This is a genomic window from Pseudomonas syringae, from assembly GCF_021606685.1.
In the GTDB taxonomy this organism is placed as follows: Bacteria; Pseudomonadota; Gammaproteobacteria; order Pseudomonadales; family Pseudomonadaceae; genus Aquipseudomonas; species Aquipseudomonas syringae_R.
Map to the genome: position 1 here is coordinate 1 of NZ_WKCB01000003.1, position 16,417 is coordinate 16,417.

Annotated in this window: 16 protein-coding genes; 6 read left to right on the forward strand and 10 right to left on the reverse strand. The window is 60.7% G+C overall.

Features of this window, described 5'->3' with window-relative positions:
- The 5 genes from GIW02_RS01740 to gpmI all read right to left on the reverse strand — a co-directional run.
- A partial coding sequence (locus GIW02_RS01740) for a Vps62-related protein (protein ID WP_236421760.1) occupies window positions 1-608 on the reverse strand: 608 nt, incomplete at its 3' end.
- A gap of 83 nt (window positions 609-691) precedes the next feature.
- Complete coding sequence (locus GIW02_RS01745; protein WP_236418630.1) at window positions 692-1,465, reverse strand: divergent polysaccharide deacetylase family protein; 774 nt, start codon at window positions 1,463-1,465, stop codon at window positions 692-694.
- Window position 1,466: 1 nt separating this feature from the next.
- Window positions 1,467-2,783 carry a S41 family peptidase gene (locus GIW02_RS01750; protein WP_236418631.1) on the reverse strand — a complete coding sequence of 439 codons (1,317 nt, stop codon included), beginning with the start codon at window positions 2,781-2,783 and terminating at the stop codon, window positions 1,467-1,469.
- A 30-nt stretch (window positions 2,784-2,813) separates the two neighbouring features.
- Window positions 2,814-4,109, reverse strand: coding sequence for a murein hydrolase activator EnvC family protein (locus tag GIW02_RS01755; protein WP_236418632.1), 1,296 nt, complete (start codon window positions 4,107-4,109; stop codon window positions 2,814-2,816).
- A gap of 258 nt (window positions 4,110-4,367) precedes the next feature.
- On the reverse strand, window positions 4,368-5,894 hold the full coding sequence (gene gpmI, locus GIW02_RS01760) for a 2,3-bisphosphoglycerate-independent phosphoglycerate mutase (RefSeq protein WP_236418633.1): 1,527 nt from the start codon (window positions 5,892-5,894) through the stop codon (window positions 4,368-4,370).
- Window positions 5,895-6,045: 151 nt separating this feature from the next.
- On the opposite strand from gpmI, the gene GIW02_RS01765 reads away from it, so the two are divergent.
- From GIW02_RS01765 to secB, 3 genes are read left to right on the forward strand one after another with little or no spacing between them, the layout of a single operon-like run.
- Complete coding sequence (locus tag GIW02_RS01765; protein WP_236418634.1) at window positions 6,046-6,459, forward strand: rhodanese-like domain-containing protein; 414 nt, start codon at window positions 6,046-6,048, stop codon at window positions 6,457-6,459.
- 1 nt (window position 6,460) lies between these two features.
- Window positions 6,461-6,715: a glutaredoxin 3 gene (gene grxC / locus GIW02_RS01770; protein ID WP_010213876.1), complete on the forward strand. Its 255-nt coding sequence runs from the start codon at window positions 6,461-6,463 to the stop codon at window positions 6,713-6,715.
- A gap of 41 nt (window positions 6,716-6,756) precedes the next feature.
- Window positions 6,757-7,236 carry a protein-export chaperone SecB gene (secB, locus tag GIW02_RS01775; protein ID WP_236418635.1) on the forward strand — a complete coding sequence of 160 codons (480 nt, stop codon included), beginning with the start codon at window positions 6,757-6,759 and terminating at the stop codon, window positions 7,234-7,236.
- A 126-nt stretch (window positions 7,237-7,362) separates the two neighbouring features.
- On the opposite strand, the gene GIW02_RS01780 is transcribed toward secB, so the two are convergent.
- Window positions 7,363-7,818 (reverse strand): tRNA (cytidine(34)-2'-O)-methyltransferase, encoded by a 456-nt coding sequence (locus tag GIW02_RS01780; RefSeq protein WP_003171120.1) that lies wholly within the window; start codon window positions 7,816-7,818, stop codon window positions 7,363-7,365.
- On the opposite strand from GIW02_RS01780, the gene GIW02_RS01785 reads away from it, so the two are divergent.
- Window positions 7,817-8,257 carry a hypothetical protein gene (locus GIW02_RS01785; RefSeq protein WP_236418636.1) on the forward strand — a complete coding sequence of 147 codons (441 nt, stop codon included), beginning with the start codon at window positions 7,817-7,819 and terminating at the stop codon, window positions 8,255-8,257. The genes GIW02_RS01780 and GIW02_RS01785 overlap by 2 nt on opposite strands.
- 639 nt (window positions 8,258-8,896) lie before the next feature.
- Here GIW02_RS01785 and ntrC read toward each other — a convergent pair.
- The 3 genes from ntrC to GIW02_RS01800 all read right to left on the reverse strand — a co-directional run bounded on the left by ntrC (window position 8,897) and on the right by GIW02_RS01800 (window position 12,327).
- Entirely contained in the window at window positions 8,897-10,333 is a 1,437-nt protein-coding gene (gene ntrC / locus GIW02_RS01790; protein WP_003218003.1) for a nitrogen regulation protein NR(I), read from the reverse strand.
- Window positions 10,330-11,415, reverse strand: coding sequence for a nitrogen regulation protein NR(II) (gene glnL / locus GIW02_RS01795; RefSeq protein WP_032890142.1), 1,086 nt, complete (start codon window positions 11,413-11,415; stop codon window positions 10,330-10,332). Before glnL ends, ntrC begins: the two co-directional genes overlap by 4 nt.
- A 375-nt stretch (window positions 11,416-11,790) precedes the next feature.
- On the reverse strand, window positions 11,791-12,327 hold the full coding sequence (locus GIW02_RS01800) for a chorismate mutase (protein ID WP_236421761.1): 537 nt from the start codon (window positions 12,325-12,327) through the stop codon (window positions 11,791-11,793).
- Between the two features lie 449 nt (window positions 12,328-12,776).
- Between GIW02_RS01800 and GIW02_RS01805 the strand changes: the two genes are divergently transcribed.
- On the forward strand, window positions 12,777-13,013 hold the full coding sequence (locus tag GIW02_RS01805) for a DUF6124 family protein (protein WP_236411279.1): 237 nt from the start codon (window positions 12,777-12,779) through the stop codon (window positions 13,011-13,013).
- 76 nt (window positions 13,014-13,089) lie between these two features.
- Here the strand turns inward: GIW02_RS01805 and glnA are convergent, their stop codons facing one another.
- A complete protein-coding gene (gene glnA / locus GIW02_RS01810) occupies window positions 13,090-14,496 on the reverse strand; it encodes a type I glutamate--ammonia ligase (RefSeq protein ID WP_236411277.1) in 1,407 nt (468 codons plus the stop codon).
- A 334-nt stretch (window positions 14,497-14,830) separates the two neighbouring features.
- Here glnA and thiI point away from each other — a divergent pair, with 334 nt between their 5' ends.
- Window positions 14,831-16,285, forward strand: a complete 1,455-nt coding sequence (thiI, locus tag GIW02_RS01815) for a tRNA uracil 4-sulfurtransferase ThiI (RefSeq protein WP_236411275.1) — start codon at window positions 14,831-14,833, stop codon at window positions 16,283-16,285.
- Window positions 16,286-16,417: the final 132 nt, after the last annotated feature.

Consider the following 16,417-nt stretch of genomic DNA (forward strand, 5'->3'; position numbering starts at 1 on the left):
ATCCTCAAGGCATACGCCACCTCCGAGGTTTGCGGCCGTGTGTAGCTGTCGACCCCAAAGAACGTACCGGGTGCGAGATACGCCTCGTCAGGTTGTGCCTGGGGCGGGAAGATCTCCCAGGCGCTGAAGTCCGTTCGCGCTCGGCTGCCCTTGTCGTCCCAGATCATGGGCCCCAGGTGCGAGCCGATCACCAGGTCCGCCCTGACACAGCGAATAGTGTTGAGGGGTGGGCGCTCGTAGCCCACGCTGCAAATGTGCCCCAAGGCGACATAGCCAGCGGGCGGAATGGGTCGCCATACGGCGATTTCGGCAGAGCCTTTCGAGCCCTGGTTGTTCCACACCGCGGTCAACTCCTCGGGCGGGCGCAGGGCGGTACCGTCCGTGGCGTTGGCGTCACTGACGACCGCGACGATCCGGCGGTTGTTGATCTGGCCGTAACCTTCAACGGCGATATCGCCTAGCGAAAAAAAGTTGTTGAGGTGGTTGGCGGAGGTTTCAGGGCGCCAGAAGCTGGCTGACTTATGCGCGCCAGAGCCTTTGTCATTCCAGAGCAGATGGAACTCGGTGGTGAAGTTGATCAGCAGGTCTTTGTATTGCAGCGAGGTCATTGAGGCACTCTCCAGTGGGTTCGAGACCTCACTATCGAGCAGTTTGCGCAGCACCCAGCGGTAGCTATGTAGGGCGCAAAAAACTAGCGGTACTTACCGTCTTTACCGTGCCCAGCCATCGCCTGGTTACTGCGCAGGCTGATCATCAACTTGATATCGATCCACTCGATGCCCTGGGACTTGAGCTTGGGCAGTTCACGCTCCAGCACCGCGAGGGTTTGCGGGTACGGGTGGCCGATCATCACTGCCGAGCCCTGCTTGTGGGCCAGCTTGATTGCGGTTTGCAATTGCGTGGTGATCGCCGCTTCGGTGCGCTCGTCATCGAGGAAAACATCCCGCGAGACGCTGGCCAAACCAATTTTCTGCGCCTCGGCGGCGGCCACGGTCTTGGCGCTGGTGCGGCTGTCGACGAAGAACTTGTGCCGGCGTTGCAACTCGCCCATCAGCCAGGCCATGGCCTGCGGCTGCGCGGTCATGCGACTGCCCATGTGGTTGTTGATGCCAGCAGTGAAGGGCACGGCCTTGAACGCGGCGTCCAGGCGTTTGCCCAACTCTTCGATAGGCAGCTCGGGGTGCCAGGCGAACGGGCCGGTGGCCGGGTCCATGGGCATGTGCAGGATCACGATTTTGCCGGCCTTGTGGGCTTCGCGGGCGAACTCGGCGGCGTGGGGCGTGTCGGGCATGATCGCCGTGGTCACCGGGCCGGGCAGGGCGAGCACGCGCCGATCCCGGGGCAGGTTTTGCCCCAGGTCGTCGATGATCAGGGTCAGGTAGGCTTTATGCGCTTCGCCGGCAGGGGCCGCTTGGGCGACCCCTGCCAGGCTGCACAGCACAGCGATGATCAGGGCAAAACGCATATCAACGGCTGCGGGTGATGCTCAGGCCTTTGAGCAGGCTCAGCGCCTGGGCCAGCTGGTAATCGTCGTCCTGCGGCATCGGCTTGGCTTTCGCGCCGCTGCCGGTAGGCTGGTCGGCGCCGCCGTTACCATTGCCCAGGTGACCTTGCAGGTCAGCTTCCTTGTAGTACTCGCTGTCGATCTCGTTGGTGATCCTGGCTTTGCGTACTTCGATGTCCGGCACGATGCCCTGGGCCTGGATCGAGCGACCATTGGGGGTGTAATACAGCGCGGTGGTGATCTTGAGTGCGCGCTCGTTGTTCAGCGGCAGCACGGTTTGTACCGAGCCTTTGCCGAAGCTGGTGGTGCCCATCAGCACGCCGCGTTTCTGGTCTTGCAGGGCGCCGGCGACGATCTCCGACGCGGAGGCGCTGCCGCCGTTGATCAGAACAGCCAATGGCACGTTCTCACTGAGGTCGTTGCCGGTGGCCGAGAAGCGCAGCTCGGAGTTGGCGATACGGCCCTTGGTGTACACGATCAGGCCTTTGGTGATGAAGTGGTCGACCACTTCCACCGCCGATTGCAGCACGCCGCCCGGGTTGTTGCGCAGGTCGAGCACAATACCGCTGAGCTTCTTGCCGTTGTCCTTGCGCAGCTTGGCCAGGGCCTTGGCCACTTCGTCGCCGGTCTTGACCTGGAACTGGGTGATGCGGATGTAACCGTAGCCCGACTCCAGCAGCTGGCTCTTCACGCTCTTGACCACGATGGTGGCGCGGGTCAGGGTCACGTCAAACGGGTTGCCACCGTCGCGCACCAGGGTCAGGGTGATTTTCTGGCCGATCTTGCCGCGCATCTTGTCGACGGCTTCGGTCATGGTCTGGCCGCGGGTGGGCTGGCCGTTGATCTTCACGATAAAGTCGCCGGCCTGGATGCCCGCCTTGGACGCCGGGGTGTCGTCGATTGGCGACACGACTTTGATGTTGCCGTCTTCGGCGCCGACTTCAATGCCCAGGCCGCCGAACTCGCCACTGGTGCTTTCCTGCAGCTCGGCAAAATCTTCCGGGCCCAGGTAGGCGGAGTGCGGGTCGAGGTTGCTGAGCATGCCCTTGATGGCATTTTCCAGCAGGGTCTTGTCGTCTACAGGTTCGACATAAGCGGCCTTGATGCGGTCCATGACCTCGGCAAAGGTGCGCAGCTCGTCCAGCGGCAACGGCGCCTTGGTGGTCGCGGCGGTGGCGGCGGGTGCAGCCGGGGCGGCCTGGCCAGCGAAAGCCAGGGGCGCGCCGATCACCAGAGCGATGGTCAGGGCCAGCGAAGTGAGGCGGGACAAATGCAGCATGTCGAACGAACTCCTAATGTAGATGCGGCCCTATCCTTGGGAACGGCACCATTGTGCAGGATCGCTTGGGCGACCCTGCTGACGAATAGCGAAGTACAGCGCCGGGGTGTCCTGGCCACCACTGTTACCCACAGTGGAGATGGATTCACCGGCTTTTACAACATCACCTGCCGACTTGAGTAAAGTCTGATTGTGGCCGTAAAGGCTCAAATAGCCATTACCGTGGTCGAGAATCACCAGCAAGCCGGCGCCACGCAACCAATCGGCAAACACCACGCGCCCACCGTGAACGGCGTGGACCTGGCTGCCGGCTGAGGCGCTGATCATCACGCCATCCCACTTGGCACGGGTGTCGTCGCCACGGGTTTCACCGAAGCGTGCCAGTAATCGACCATCAACTGGCCATGGAAGTTTGCCGCGGGCTGAAGCAAAAGGCCCACCGAACGATTCGCCGGCGCTGGAAACCACTGGGCCAGGGGCTGCACGCGCCGGTTTACGCGGCGTCGGCGCGTCCGTGGTAGCGGCCAGCTCGGCCTCACGCTGGCGCTTTTTTTCGGCTTCCTGCTGGGCGATCAGCGCTTTTTGCCGCGCTTCTTCGGCCTCACGTGCCTGGCGAGCCAGGGTTTCTTCGATGGTTTTGAGCACTTTGGCCAGGTCGGCCTGGTCTTGCTCGCGGGCCTGCAGCTTGGCGTCGCGGGCCTTTACGTCGTCATTGAGCTTGGCCAGGGCCACCTGGCGCTCCTTGCGGACCTTGTCCAGCTCGTCGCGCTGGGCGGTGAGGCTGCTTTTCTGGTCTTCCAGCTGCGATTGCTGGTTGGCGATCTCCTGTTCGACGTTGACCAGCTGGCGCAGGGTCTCGTTGAAGCTTTTCAGCTGCTCCATACGGGCCTTGCTCAGGTAGTCGTAGTAGGTCAGGGTGCGCGCGAATTTTTCCGGGTTCTGCTGGTTGAGCAGCAGCTTGAGGTATTCCTGGCGGCCGTTCTGGTAGGCGGCGCGGGCCTGGATCGCGATCAGGCGTTGCTGTTCAACGCGTGCGCTCTGGAGTTTTTTTTTCTCAGCGTCGAGTCGCTCCAGTTCCGACTCGCTCTTCTTTAGTTCTTTTTGTAGCTCCTGGACCTGCTTCTCCAGCTTGCCCATTTCGGTTTCCGTGCCGCGCAGGTCTTTCTGCACCCCGGATTTTTCTTCCTGGAGCTTGCCGAGCAGTTTTTTCAGCTCGGTAATGTCCTGACGCGTAGCGTCCAACTGTTGTTGGGTTTGTGCGCGCTCATCGGCAAATGCCGGTTGGAGCAGGCAGACAAGAGCAAGGGTAATCAAGGCGCGAAGCATAGAGGCGGGCGACACCAGGGAAAGGGACGGCCTAGTATGCCCGCCAAGCGCGGCAAAAAAAACGCCCAATTCGGGCTCCGAGGCAAGATAGGCGCCGAGTGGCGCAGGTATGGCAGAAAGATATCTACCAAACACCGCAAAGCAAATGTGGGAGGGGGCTTGCTCCCGATGGCGATGTATCAGGCACAGATGCTGTGACTGACCCACTGCTATCGGGGGCAAGCCCCCTCCCACATTGGTTTGTGGCGTGTGTTGGATTCAGACCAGAATCGAAGTGCCGGTCATCTCCACCGGCTTCTCCAGCCCCATCAGCATCAGCATGGTCGGCGCCACGTCCGCCAGTACGCCGCCGTCACGCACCTTGAAGTCACGTTTGCCGACGTAGATAAACGGCACCGGCTCGGTGGTGTGCGCGGTGTGGGCCTGGCCGGTGGATTCGTCGGACATCTGCTCGCAGTTGCCGTGGTCGGCGGTGATCAGCGCTTCGCCACCGACTTTTTCCAGGGCCTCGACGATGCGGCCGACGCACAGGTCCAGGCATTCCACGGCCTTGGTGGCGGCTTCGAGGTTGCCGCTGTGGCCCACCATGTCGCCGTTGGCGTAGTTGACCACGATCACGTCATAACGCTGGTGCTCGATGGCATCGACGATCTTGTCGGTGACTTCCGGCGCGCTCATTTCCGGCTGCAGGTCGTAAGTGGCGACTTTCGGTGACGGGATCAGGATGCGCTCTTCGCCCGGGAACGGTTCTTCGCGCCCGCCCGAGAAGAAGAACGTCACGTGGGCGTATTTCTCGGTTTCGGCGATGCGCAGTTGGGTCTTGCCGTTTTTTGCCAAGTAGTCGCCCAGCACGTTGTCCAGGCTGCTCGCGGCAAACGCGGCGGGGGCCGGGATGCTGGCGGCGTATTGGGTCAGGCCCACGTACTGCACTTTGGGCTGGCGCGCGCGCTCGAATTCCTTGAAGCCGTCTTCGACAAACACGCGGCTCAGCTCGCGGGCGCGGTCGGCGCGGAAGTTCATGAACACCACGGCGTCGCCGTCTTCCACCTTCACCGGCTCGCCGATGGTGGTTGCCTTGACGAATTCATCGCTCTCGCCACGCGCGTAGGCGGCTTCCAGGCCTTGCTGGGCGGTGGCGGCATTGAATTCGGCCTGGCCATCGACGATCAAGTTGTAGGCCTGGGACACACGGTCCCAACGGTTGTCGCGGTCCATCGCGAAGTAGCGCCCGACCAGGCTGGCGATGCGGCCTTTGCCGAGGGCGGCGAAGGTGGTGTCCAGCAGCTCGATGGACGATTGCGCGCTTTTGGGCGGGGTGTCGCGGCCGTCGAGGAAGGCGTGCAGGTAGATTTTGTCGGCGCCGCGCTTGAACGCCAGCTCGGCCATGGCGACCAGGTGGTCCTGGTGGCTGTGCACGCCGCCATCGGACAGCAGGCCCATGAAGTGCACGGCTTTGCCGGCAGCCACTGCTTTATCTACCGCCGCGCAAATGGTCGGGTTCTCGAAGAACTCGCCATCGCGGATTGCTTTGGTCACGCGGGTGAAGTCTTGATAGACCACTCGTCCGGCGCCGAGATTCATGTGGCCGACTTCCGAGTTGCCCATCTGGCCATCCGGCAGGCCCACGTCCATGCCCGATCCGGAGATCAGGCCGTTGGGAACGGTGGCGACGAGGCGGTCGAGTACTGGCTTGCTGGCCGCGTATACCGCGTTGTCGTGGTGGCTTTCACTGTGTCCGAAGCCATCGAGAATTATCAGGACCAAAGGTTTAGGCGTGGTAGTCATAGATCCTCTCGCGGCGGTAATAAAGGAAGACAATTGAAAAGGGAGTGGCAGTTTAAAGCGAAGTTCCGACGACGTCACCGCTTTACGGGGGTTGGCCCCCCCTGACGGCTGTGTATACTTACCGCCATTTTAACGCCCTGGAACCTCCTTGATGGTTGATCACCTGATTGCATTTGCCACTGCCCACTACCTGCTCGTGGGTGCCTTCGTCATCCTGCTGGCGCTGCTGATCGCTCACGAGTTGAGCCGTGGTGGCCGCAGCCTGAGCACGTCGGAGCTGACCGCGATGGTCAACAAGGATGAGGCCGTTGTCGTGGATATCCGCCCGGCCAAGGATTTTGCTGCCGGCCATATCGTCGGCGCCCTGAACATTCCGCAGGACAAGCTGATCGCACGCTTGGCCGAGCTGGAAAAGTACAAGGCCAAGACCATCATTCTGGTCGACGCCCAAGGCCAGCACGCCGGCACCCACGCCCGCGAAATGCTCAAGACCGGTTTCACCGCCGCCAAGCTGTCCGGTGGTATCGGCAGCTGGAAGGCCGACAACCTGCCACTGGTGAAGTGATATGAGCCAGGTTGTCGTGTATTCCAGCGATTGGTGCCCTTACTGCATGCGGGCCAAGGCCTTGCTGGAGAAAAAGGGCGTTGCCTTCGAAGAGATCAAGGTCGACGGCAAACCCCAGGTGCGCGCCGAAATGGCCCAGAAGGCGGGGCGCACGTCCGTGCCGCAGATCTGGATCGGCGCCAAGCACATCGGTGGCTGCGATGACCTGTTCGCCCTGGAGCGTGCCGGCAAGCTCGATGCGCTGCTGCTCGTCTGACTCCCAACCCCTAAAGACCCCAAGATCAAGAAGGATCTGCGATGACTGACCAACAGAACACCGAAGCAGCAGAAGCCCAAGCGCCACAATTCTCGTTGCAGCGGATCTACGTGCGTGACCTGTCGTTCGAAGCGCCGAAAAGCCCGGCGATCTTCCGCCAGGAATGGACCCCAAGCGTCGCGCTGGACCTGAACACTCGCCAGAAAGCCCTGGAAGGCGACTTCCACGAAGTCGTGCTGACCCTGTCGGTAACCGTCAAAAACGGCGAAGAAGTAGCCTTCATCGCTGAAGTGCAACAGGCCGGTATCTTCCTGATCCAGGGCCTGGACGATGCGTCCATGAGCCACACCCTGGGCGCGTTCTGCCCGAACATCCTGTTCCCGTATGCCCGTGAGACCCTCGACAGCCTGGTGACGCGCGGTTCGTTCCCGGCGCTGATGCTGGCTCCGGTGAACTTCGATGCCCTGTACGCTCAAGAGCTGCAGCGCATGCAACAGGAAGGTTCGTCGACGGTTCAGTAATTTCGAACCCGACGCAGGACCCAATGTGGGAGGGGGCTTGCCCCCGATAGCGGTGGATCAGTCACATAGATGTCGACTGACAACCCGTCATCGGGGGCAAGCCCCCTCCCACATTTGTTATGTGTGTTACTTGAAGCCGAGCTGGCGCCAGCCTTCGTAGACGGCGACGGCGACGGTGTTGGACAGGTTCAGGCTGCGGCAGCCCTCGCGCATCGGCAAGCGCAGGCGATGGCCGTCGGGCAGGGCGTCGAGCACCTCGGCTGGCAGGCCTCGGCTTTCGGGGCCGAACAGGAAGGCGTCGCCCTCGGCAAAGCTGGCATCATGGAATGGCCGCGAACCCTTGGTGGTGAACGCGAACAGCCGTGGGTGGCCGAGGCTTTCCAGGCAGCTGGCGAGGTCGGCATGGCGCTTGAGCGTGGCGTACTCGTGGTAGTCCAGTCCGGCGCGGCGCAGGCGCTTGTCGTCCATGTCAAAGCCCAGCGGCTCGATCAAATGCAGGTGGCAGCCACTGTTGGCGCACAGCCTGATAACGTTGCCGGTATTCGGCGGAATTTCTGGTTGAAAAAGGATGACGTGAAACATGCACGGCTCCGAAGGCAAAGATGCGCTGCATTCTACCCCCGAAGAGGACCCAAGGCCGAAGCTTATGCCGAGGGTCATGGGCTCATTGGCGATTGTCGGCCTGATGGTGGGCCTGATGATCGGCCGCCTGACCACCCCGGACCCGGTCGAACTGCAGCAGGTCGAGACCGCAGCAGACGGTGTGGTGGTGTGGTTCAACAGCGAGCCCAAGCTGCACGGCGAGCATATCGACGGCACCGTGGCGCTGCTGTTCGACGCGCAGGGCACGCCGGCCAGTGGGCAACTCAAGGTCAATGACAAGGACGTGAACTGGCGCGTGCGCAAGACCGATGGCGGCTTGCTGCTGAACCTGGTGGCGGCTCGGCCGTTGTGTGGGGAGTGGAAAGGTGCCGAGGCCGATGGCCGCTGGCGGCTGGAGATCCATCTCCAGGAGCAATAAAAGAGGGAATCCCCGGCCTGCCTGTACCAAGGTCCCCAAAACGGGCTGGGGCTATGGGCGCTGCGCCACATAAGCCCCGGGTGTAAAGAAGGGAGTTCCCGGCCTGCCTGTACCAGGGCTCCCAAAACGGGGTGAAGCCAGAGGCTTCGGTGTTAAAGAGGGAATCCCCGGCCTGCCTGTACCGAGGTTCCCCAAAGCGGTGTGGAGCGCGACGCGGTTCGCATCAAGCACCCCGGGTGTAAAGAGGGGATTCTCGGCCTGCCTGTACCAAGGTCCCCGAAACTGGGTAGTACCAGGGTTATTGCAGGGCGCGTGCCAGAGTGGCCACGTTGGGCCAAATAATCTCATCAGAAAGCGCAAAGCCCCGGAATACGGGGCTTTGGTGTTTTTGGTTTTTAATGTTTTGTTAACCGCGCAGGTTTTACAGACGTGAGATCCATGCCCGATGCCGGTTCATGGTGCATTGAAGCGGTGCACGGTCATGAACCTTGTGAAGATCCAAATGTGTAGGCGATCCAAATGTGGGAGGGGGCTTGCTCCCGATGGCGGAGTGTCAGTCGACATCCATGTGACTGATCCACCGCCATCGGGAGCAAGCCCCCTCCCACATTGGATTCTCAGAAGATTGGAGGTTGGGATTCAGCCCTCATCACCCTCGTCATCATCCCCACCATCCACCTTCATCCCCAGCTCCTTGATCTTGCGGGTCAAGGTATTACGGCCCCAGCCCAGCAACACGGCAGCATCGCGGCGGCGGCCGGCGGTGTGCTTGAGGGCGGTTTCGATCATGATCCGCTCGAAGGCGGGCACGGCGCTGTCCAGCAGGTTCGACTGGCCGCGTGCCAAGGCCTGGTCGGCCCATTGGCGCAGGGCCTGTTCCCAGTTGGTCACGGGGGCCGAGTCCTGCGGCAGGCTGAGCAGCTCCGGCGGCAGGTCGCTGATATGCACCTCGCGCCCGGAGGCCATCACGGTGATCCAGCGGCAGGTGTTCTCGAGCTGGCGCACGTTGCCGGGCCACGGCAGGTTCTTGAGGTATTCCTCGGTCTCGCTTTTCAGCAGCTTGGGCTCGACGGCCAGCTCCTGGGCGGCGCGGCTGAGGAAGTGGCGGGCCAGGGTCGGGATGTCTTCGCGACGGTCCGACATGCGCGGGATGTGGATGCGGATCACGTTGAGGCGGTGAAACAAGTCCTCACGGAATTTGCCCGCATGCACCAGGGTTTCGAGGTTCTGGTGGGTCGCCGCGATGATGCGTACATCGACCTTGACCGGCGTGTGCCCGCCGACACGGTAGAACTCGCCGTCGGCCAGTACGCGCAGCAAGCGGGTCTGGGTGTCGGCCGGCATGTCGCCGATTTCATCGAGGAACAGCGTGCCGCCGTCGGCCTGTTCAAAACGCCCACGGCGCAGGTTGGCTGCACCGGTAAACGCGCCTTTTTCATGGCCGAACAGTTCGGACTCCATCAGGTCCTTGGGAATCGCCGCCATGTTCAGCGCGATGAACGGCGAGGCCGCCCGCGGGCTGTGGCGATGCAGGGCGTGGGCGACCAGCTCTTTACCGGTACCCGACTCGCCGTTGATCAGCACGGTGATGTTGGAGTGGCTCAGGCGCCCGATGGCGCGAAACACTTCCTGCATCGCCGGTGCTTCGCCGATGATTTCCGGCGTGCGGGTCAGGGCGGGCGGGGCTTCCTGGTTCTGTTGTTCCTGGGCGTGCTGGTTGGCGCGTTTGACCAGCGCCACCGCCTCGTCCACGTCGAACGGCTTGGGCAGGTATTCAAAGGCGCCGCCCTGGTAGGACGCGACAGCGCTGTCCAGGTCAGAGTGCGCGGTCATGATGATCACCGGCAGGCGCGGGTGCTGCTCGCGAATCCGCGCCAGCAGGTCCAGGCCACTGGCGCCGGGCATGCGGATGTCGGAGATGATCACGTCAGGCTGCTGGCGTGCCAGGCGGCTCATCACCCCGTCGGCGCTGTCGAAGCTCTGGGTGGTCATGCCTTCCTGTTGCAAGGCTTTCTCGAGGACCCAGCGGATAGAACGGTCGTCATCGACGATCCAGACAGTTTCACTACGGCTCATGTCGATGGGGCTCCTTGTTCCAGAGGCAGAAAGATCGAGAACGTGGTGTGGCCGGGATGGCTCTCACATTCGATCAGACCCTGGTGCTGGCTGATGATGTTCTGGGTAATGGCCAGGCCCAGCCCGGTACCGTCCGGGCGGCCACTGACCATGGGGAAGAAAATGGTTTCCTGCAGTTCCGCAGGAATGCCCGGCCCGTTGTCGATGATCTCGACCTTGGTGACCAGGCGATGGCGCACATGGCCAATGGTGAACTGGCGCAAGGCGCGGGTGCGCAGGCTGATGCGGCCCAGGCGCAGTTCGTTCTGGCTGCTGATGGCTTGCATGGCGTTGCGCACGATATTGAGCACCGCCTGGATCATCTGTTCGCGGTCGATCAATACGTCGGGAATGCTTGGGTCGTAGTCGCGCACCAAGGTGATGCAGCCCTGGCTTTCGGCCTCGACCAGGTGGCAAACGCGCTCCAGCACTTCGTGCACGTTGGTCATCGCCAGCGACGGCAACTTGTTCGAGCCGAGCATGCGGTCCACCAGGTTACGCAGGCGGTCGGCCTCCTCGATGATGACGTTGGTGTAGTCCTTGAGGTTCTCGTCCGGCAGCTCGCGCGCCAGCAACTGCGCGGCGCCGCGAATGCCGCCGAGGGGGTTCTTGATCTCGTGGGCGAGGCCGCGCACCAGCATCTTGCTGGTTTCCTGCTTGGACAGTTGCGCTTCCTCTTTGGTGATGCGCAGCAGGCGGTCGCGGGGGTGCACTTCGAGCAGCAGCAGGGTCGCGCCGTTGCTCAGGATCGGGGTCACGGCGTAGTCGACGGTCAGGGTCTGCCCCGTCAGCGCCGTGAGCATTGCTTCGCGTTTGGTGAAGGGGTGTGCCTGCTCCACTGCCTGGCGCAATGAGCTCAAGGCTTCGGCCGACTCGGTGAACAGCTCGCTGATGAACTGCCCATGGCTGCGCTGGCCGCTGATGGCCAGGAGCATCTCCGCCGCCGGGTTCATGTACTCAAGGCGCAGGTCGTCATTGAGCAGGATGGTCGCGGTGGTCAGGTTGTCGAGTAACAAACGGTGCAGTGCATCGCTGATGGTCATCAGGACCTCTTTTGGAGCAAGGCGCGTGCTTGAGGCACACGCTGATACAAGGAAAATGCAAAAACCAAACCAAGGCTCCGAAAAGAAGCGTTAAACCCCTGAAATAGGCGTTTAAGGCTCGAAACTGTGGCGTTCTGCCAGCTTGACCGGGAAGTTTCGAACCAAAATGGGCTGGGCAGGTGGGAAGGGTGCAGTCTATCGCACCAATATAGTGCGGTTTTGTGAAGGTTGTTCAGGAAGTGATGGCGGGCGAAAAATTGTCTGGAGCAACTGGGTCGATGTGGGGGCTGGCTTGCCCGCGATAGCAGTGTCGAATGTGCCGCCGCTATCGCAGGCAAGCCAGCTCCCACATGGTTTGATTGTGGGTTGCAGTCTTTAGCCTTTGTAGATGCACAGCTCGGCGGTGGCACGGATCATCGCCAGTTGGCGCAGCGGATCATTCAGCGGCTCATGCACGGCGGCAGCCAGCCACTGCGGGCACTGCGGGTCGGTACGCTGCGGGGTGAAGTCGGCCAATTGCTGCAGCAGGCGTTTCTGCAGCTCGTCCAATTGCGGGCGGATCTGTTTCACCAGGTCGGGGCGTGGATCGTCAGGTGCCTTGCCCTGGAATTGCCAGTCGGAGAGGTGGGTGTACTGCACCAGTTTGTTGGCTTCGATCTGCGCCGAAAAGAACTGCTCGGCAGCGCCCGGTGGCAGCGTGTAGCTCGGTGCCTGGGCGGCGACGCTGGCGATCACCTCTTGTTCGCGCTTTTTATCTTCTACAGGCTTTTTGCTGTCCCATTTGCTCAGTGCGACCTGATCGGCAATCTCCAAACGTTCGGCGATGCTGTTGAGCAGCGGTTCGAGCGTGGGTGGCGCGGCACTCGCAGTGGCACTGGCGAACAACAGAGCGAATACAAATCGAAACTTCAAGGGTGATCTCCTGTGGGGAGGGGGCTTGCTCCCGATGGGGGTGTATCAGTTGACCTCTATTTGACTGAACCACCGCCATCGCGAGCAAGCCCCCTCCCACATTTGGATTGGGTTTGCAGGTTTTGAGCGGCGTCAGTCAGAGGCTACCTTAACTTGCGTGGTTGCCTACAGGTGCGCCAGAATCCGCCGGCTTGTACGGCTGGCTTGTCGTCTCTAAGGTTGCTCGGTCGCTGCTCATCAGCGATCAGGTTTAGTAGCCTGGATTCGAATTGTAGGTCGTGCATTCTCCATCAATCAGATTTCCCAAATCTGTGCTTGATGGTGGCTGTGCGCAGGGCATTTTCGGATGCGCCGGGCTTCTACATTCACCGGTCTACTAACCTGCGCACAGCCGCCACCCTTTCGTTTAGTAGCGAAGCGAAGGCGGCCTCATTTGAGGAATGTAGAAAATGTTCAAGCCAACCCCAAATCCACCCCCATCAGTCTTCACAATCGCCGCCGATATCGACGACGAAGCCCTGATGATCAACAGCTTCGAGACCTTCTCCTCGGTCAGCACCTTGTTGCTGGATCTCTCTGAGGATCTGGATGGCAAACACCGCGATGCAGCGCTGGCCATCCACCAGTTGAGTGCATTGGGCATGTTGATGGTCAGCCGGATGCTCGACCGCCAAGCGGCCATCTGATAATCCCCAGGCAAAAAAAAGACCTCCCGAGGGAGGTCTTTTTTGTCACGCCGCTTCAAGAAGCGGCGCTACCGGATCAGCAGCTGTAGTACAGCTCGTATTCCAGTGGGTGTACGAAGGTGCGAACCTTGATTTCTTCTTCGCTTTTCAGGCCGATGTAAGCGTCGATGAAGTCGTCGCTGAACACGCCGCCTTTGGTCAGGAACGCACGGCCCTTGTCCAGCTCTTCCAGGGCTTCTTTCAGGCTGCCGCACACTTGTGGGATCTCTTTGGCCTCTTCAGGCGGCAGGTCGTACAAGTTTTTGTCGGCGGCGTCGCCAGGGTGGATCTTGTTCTGGATACCGTCCAGGCCAGCCATTACCAGCGCAGCGAAGGCCAGGTATGGGTTGGCTGCTGGATCCGGGAAGCGCGCTTCGATACGGCGAGCACGAGGGCTGGACACGTAAGGAATACGGATCGAGGCGGAACGGTTGCGAGCCGAGTAGGCCAGCATGACCGGTGCTTCGAAACCTGGGACCAGACGCTTGTAGGAGTTGGTCGACGGGTTGGTGAAGCCGTTCAGGGCCTTGCCGTGCTTGATGATACCGCCGATGAAGTACAGGGCAGTGTCGGACAGGCCGGCATAACCTTCGCCAGCGAAGGTGTTCTTGCCATCTTTGGCGATGGACAGGTGAACGTGCATACCCGAACCGTTATCGCCGTACAGCGGCTTAGGCATGAAGGTAGCGGTACGGCCGTAAGCCACGGCAGTGTTGTGTACGCAGTACTTGAGGGTCTGAACTTCGTCAGCCTTGGCCACCAGGGTGTTGAACTTCACACCGATTTCGTTCTGGCCGGCAGTCGCCACTTCGTGGTGGTGCACTTCGATGACCAGGCCCATGTCTTCCATGGCGTTGCACATGGAGGTACGGATTTCGTGGTCGTGGTCGAACGGCGGAACCGGGAAGTAACCACCTTTGATACCTGGACGGTGGCCATGGTTGCCGCCTTCCACGTCCTGGTCGGACATCCACGAACCTTGTTCGGAGTAGATCTTGAACATGGAGCCGGAGATGTCGGACTTGAACTTCACTTGGTCAAAGATGAAGAATTCTGGCTCTGGGCCCACGAATACGGTGTCACCGATACCGGTGGACTTGAGGTATTCCTCGGCACGCTTGGCGATCGCACGTGGGTCGCGGTCGTAGCCTTGCATGGTCGAAGGCTCGATCACGTCGCACACCAGGATCAGGGTGGCTTCTTCGGTGAACGGGTCCAGCACGGCAGTGCTGTCATCCGGCATCAGGATCATGTCGGAGGCTTCGATGCCTTTCCAGCCGGCGATGGAGGAACCGTCGAACATTTTGCCTTCTTCGAAGAAAGCTTCATCCAGCGCGTCGCGAGCCGGCATGGTCACGTGGTGCTGAGTGCCTTTGGTGTCCGTGAAGCGCAGATCAATCCATTTAACGTCATGATCTTTGATGAGTTGAACCGACTTCGACATAGTGTCCTCCGGGTGGCTTCGGGCTGGGGTAGTGGAGTTAGCCCTTAGAATGTGGGTGATGCCGGCGCGGATACTCCGCCATGGCAACCTGCCTCACAAGAGAGCAAATTGCATGCCAGTGCGCCAACATGGGTTTTTTGCTCCAAAAAGGCCCCTATAAAGGTGCATTACCACAAAAGCTCGAAAATAGCGCACCGCAATGTTGCGTCTTTGTGTGCAAATGCACTTCTTTAGTGCGTTGCGAGTGCTGTGCATATTAACTGGTTAAACCTTGAGCGATTTCCGCTATAATCCGCGCCCCCCTTTTTCGGCAGGCCCTGCGCGCGCTGTTTCCATGAAATTAATCGTTAAAGTCTTCCCCGAGATCACCATCAAGAGCCGACCGGTACGGACGCGTTTCATCCGTCAGTTGGCCAAGAACATCCGTGCCGTGCTCCGTGACCTGGACCCGGCTGTGGTGGTGAATGGCGTGTGGGACAACCTCGAGCTGGAAACCCGTGTAACCGACGCCAAAGCCTTGAAGGACATGACCGAGCGCCTGAGCTGCATGCCGGGTATCGCGCATTTCCTGCAGGTGGATGAGTACCCGCTGGGCGACTTCGACGACATCACCGAAAAGTGCAAACAGCACTACGGCAGCGAGCTCGAGGGCAAGATTTTTTCGGTGCGCTGCAAGCGTGCCGGCAAGCACGCGTTCAGCTCCATGGACGTCGAGAAATACGTCGGCAGCAAGCTGCGTCGCGAGTGCGGCGCCGCCGGAATTTCCCTGAAAGCGCCGCAAATTGAAGTGCGCATGGAAATTCGCGACCAACGGTTGTTTGTGATCCACAGCCAGCACAACAGCATCGGCGGCTACCCGCTGGGCGCCCTGGAACAGACCCTGGTGCTGATGTCCGGCGGTTTCGATTCCACGGTCGCGGCCTACCAGATCATGCGCCGCGGCCTCATGAGCCACTTCTGCTTCTTTAACCTGGGCGGGCGTGCACATGAATTGGGCGTGATGGAAGTCGCGCACTTTATCTGGAAGAAGTACGGCAGCTCCCAACGCGTGCTATTTGTGAGCGTACCGTTCGAGGAAGTGCTGGGCGAAATTCTCGGTAAAGTCGATAACAGTCATATGGGCGTAGTATTGAAGCGTATGATGTTGCGCGCTGCGTCCCGAATCGCCGATCAATTGCAGATCGACGCGTTGGTGACCGGTGAGGCGATCTCCCAGGTATCGAGCCAAACGCTGCCGAACCTGTCGCTGATTGATTGCGTCACCGAAAAGCTGGTCTTGCGCCCGCTGATCGCCAGCCACAAACAGGACATCATCGACCTGGCAGAAGAGATCGGCACCGCCGACTTTGCCAAACATATGCCTGAGTACTGCGGGGTCATTTCGGTGAACCCCAAGACCCACGCCAAGCGCAACCGCGTGGAATATGAAGAACAACAGTTTGATATGGCGATTCTGGAGCGTGCGCTCGAGAACGCCAAACTGGTCCCGATCGATCGCGTAATCGACGAGTTGGGCCAGGATGTGCAGATCGAAGAAGTCAGCGAAGCCCTGGCCGGCCAGATCGTCGTCGACATCCGTCACCCGGATGCCGCCGAAGATGAGCCGCTGGAAATCGCTGGCATCGACGTGCAAACGTTGCCGTTCTACGCACTGAACGCGCGTTTCAAGGAACTGGATAACAGCCGTCAGTACCTGCTGTATTGCGACAAAGGCGTGATGAGTCGCCTGCATGCCCACCATTTGCTCAGTGAGGGGTATGCCAATGTGCGCGTTTATCGACCGAGCTAAGAGCCCGGGGCTGTTTGCCTGTGGCCTGCGTCACCGGCCCCCCGACTCTGCCGTCAAGCTGTAACGGCAAGGCCTGACTCTACTGTTAATCGCTGCCACGACCTGTCAGCACACCGAATCCTCTGATCGAGA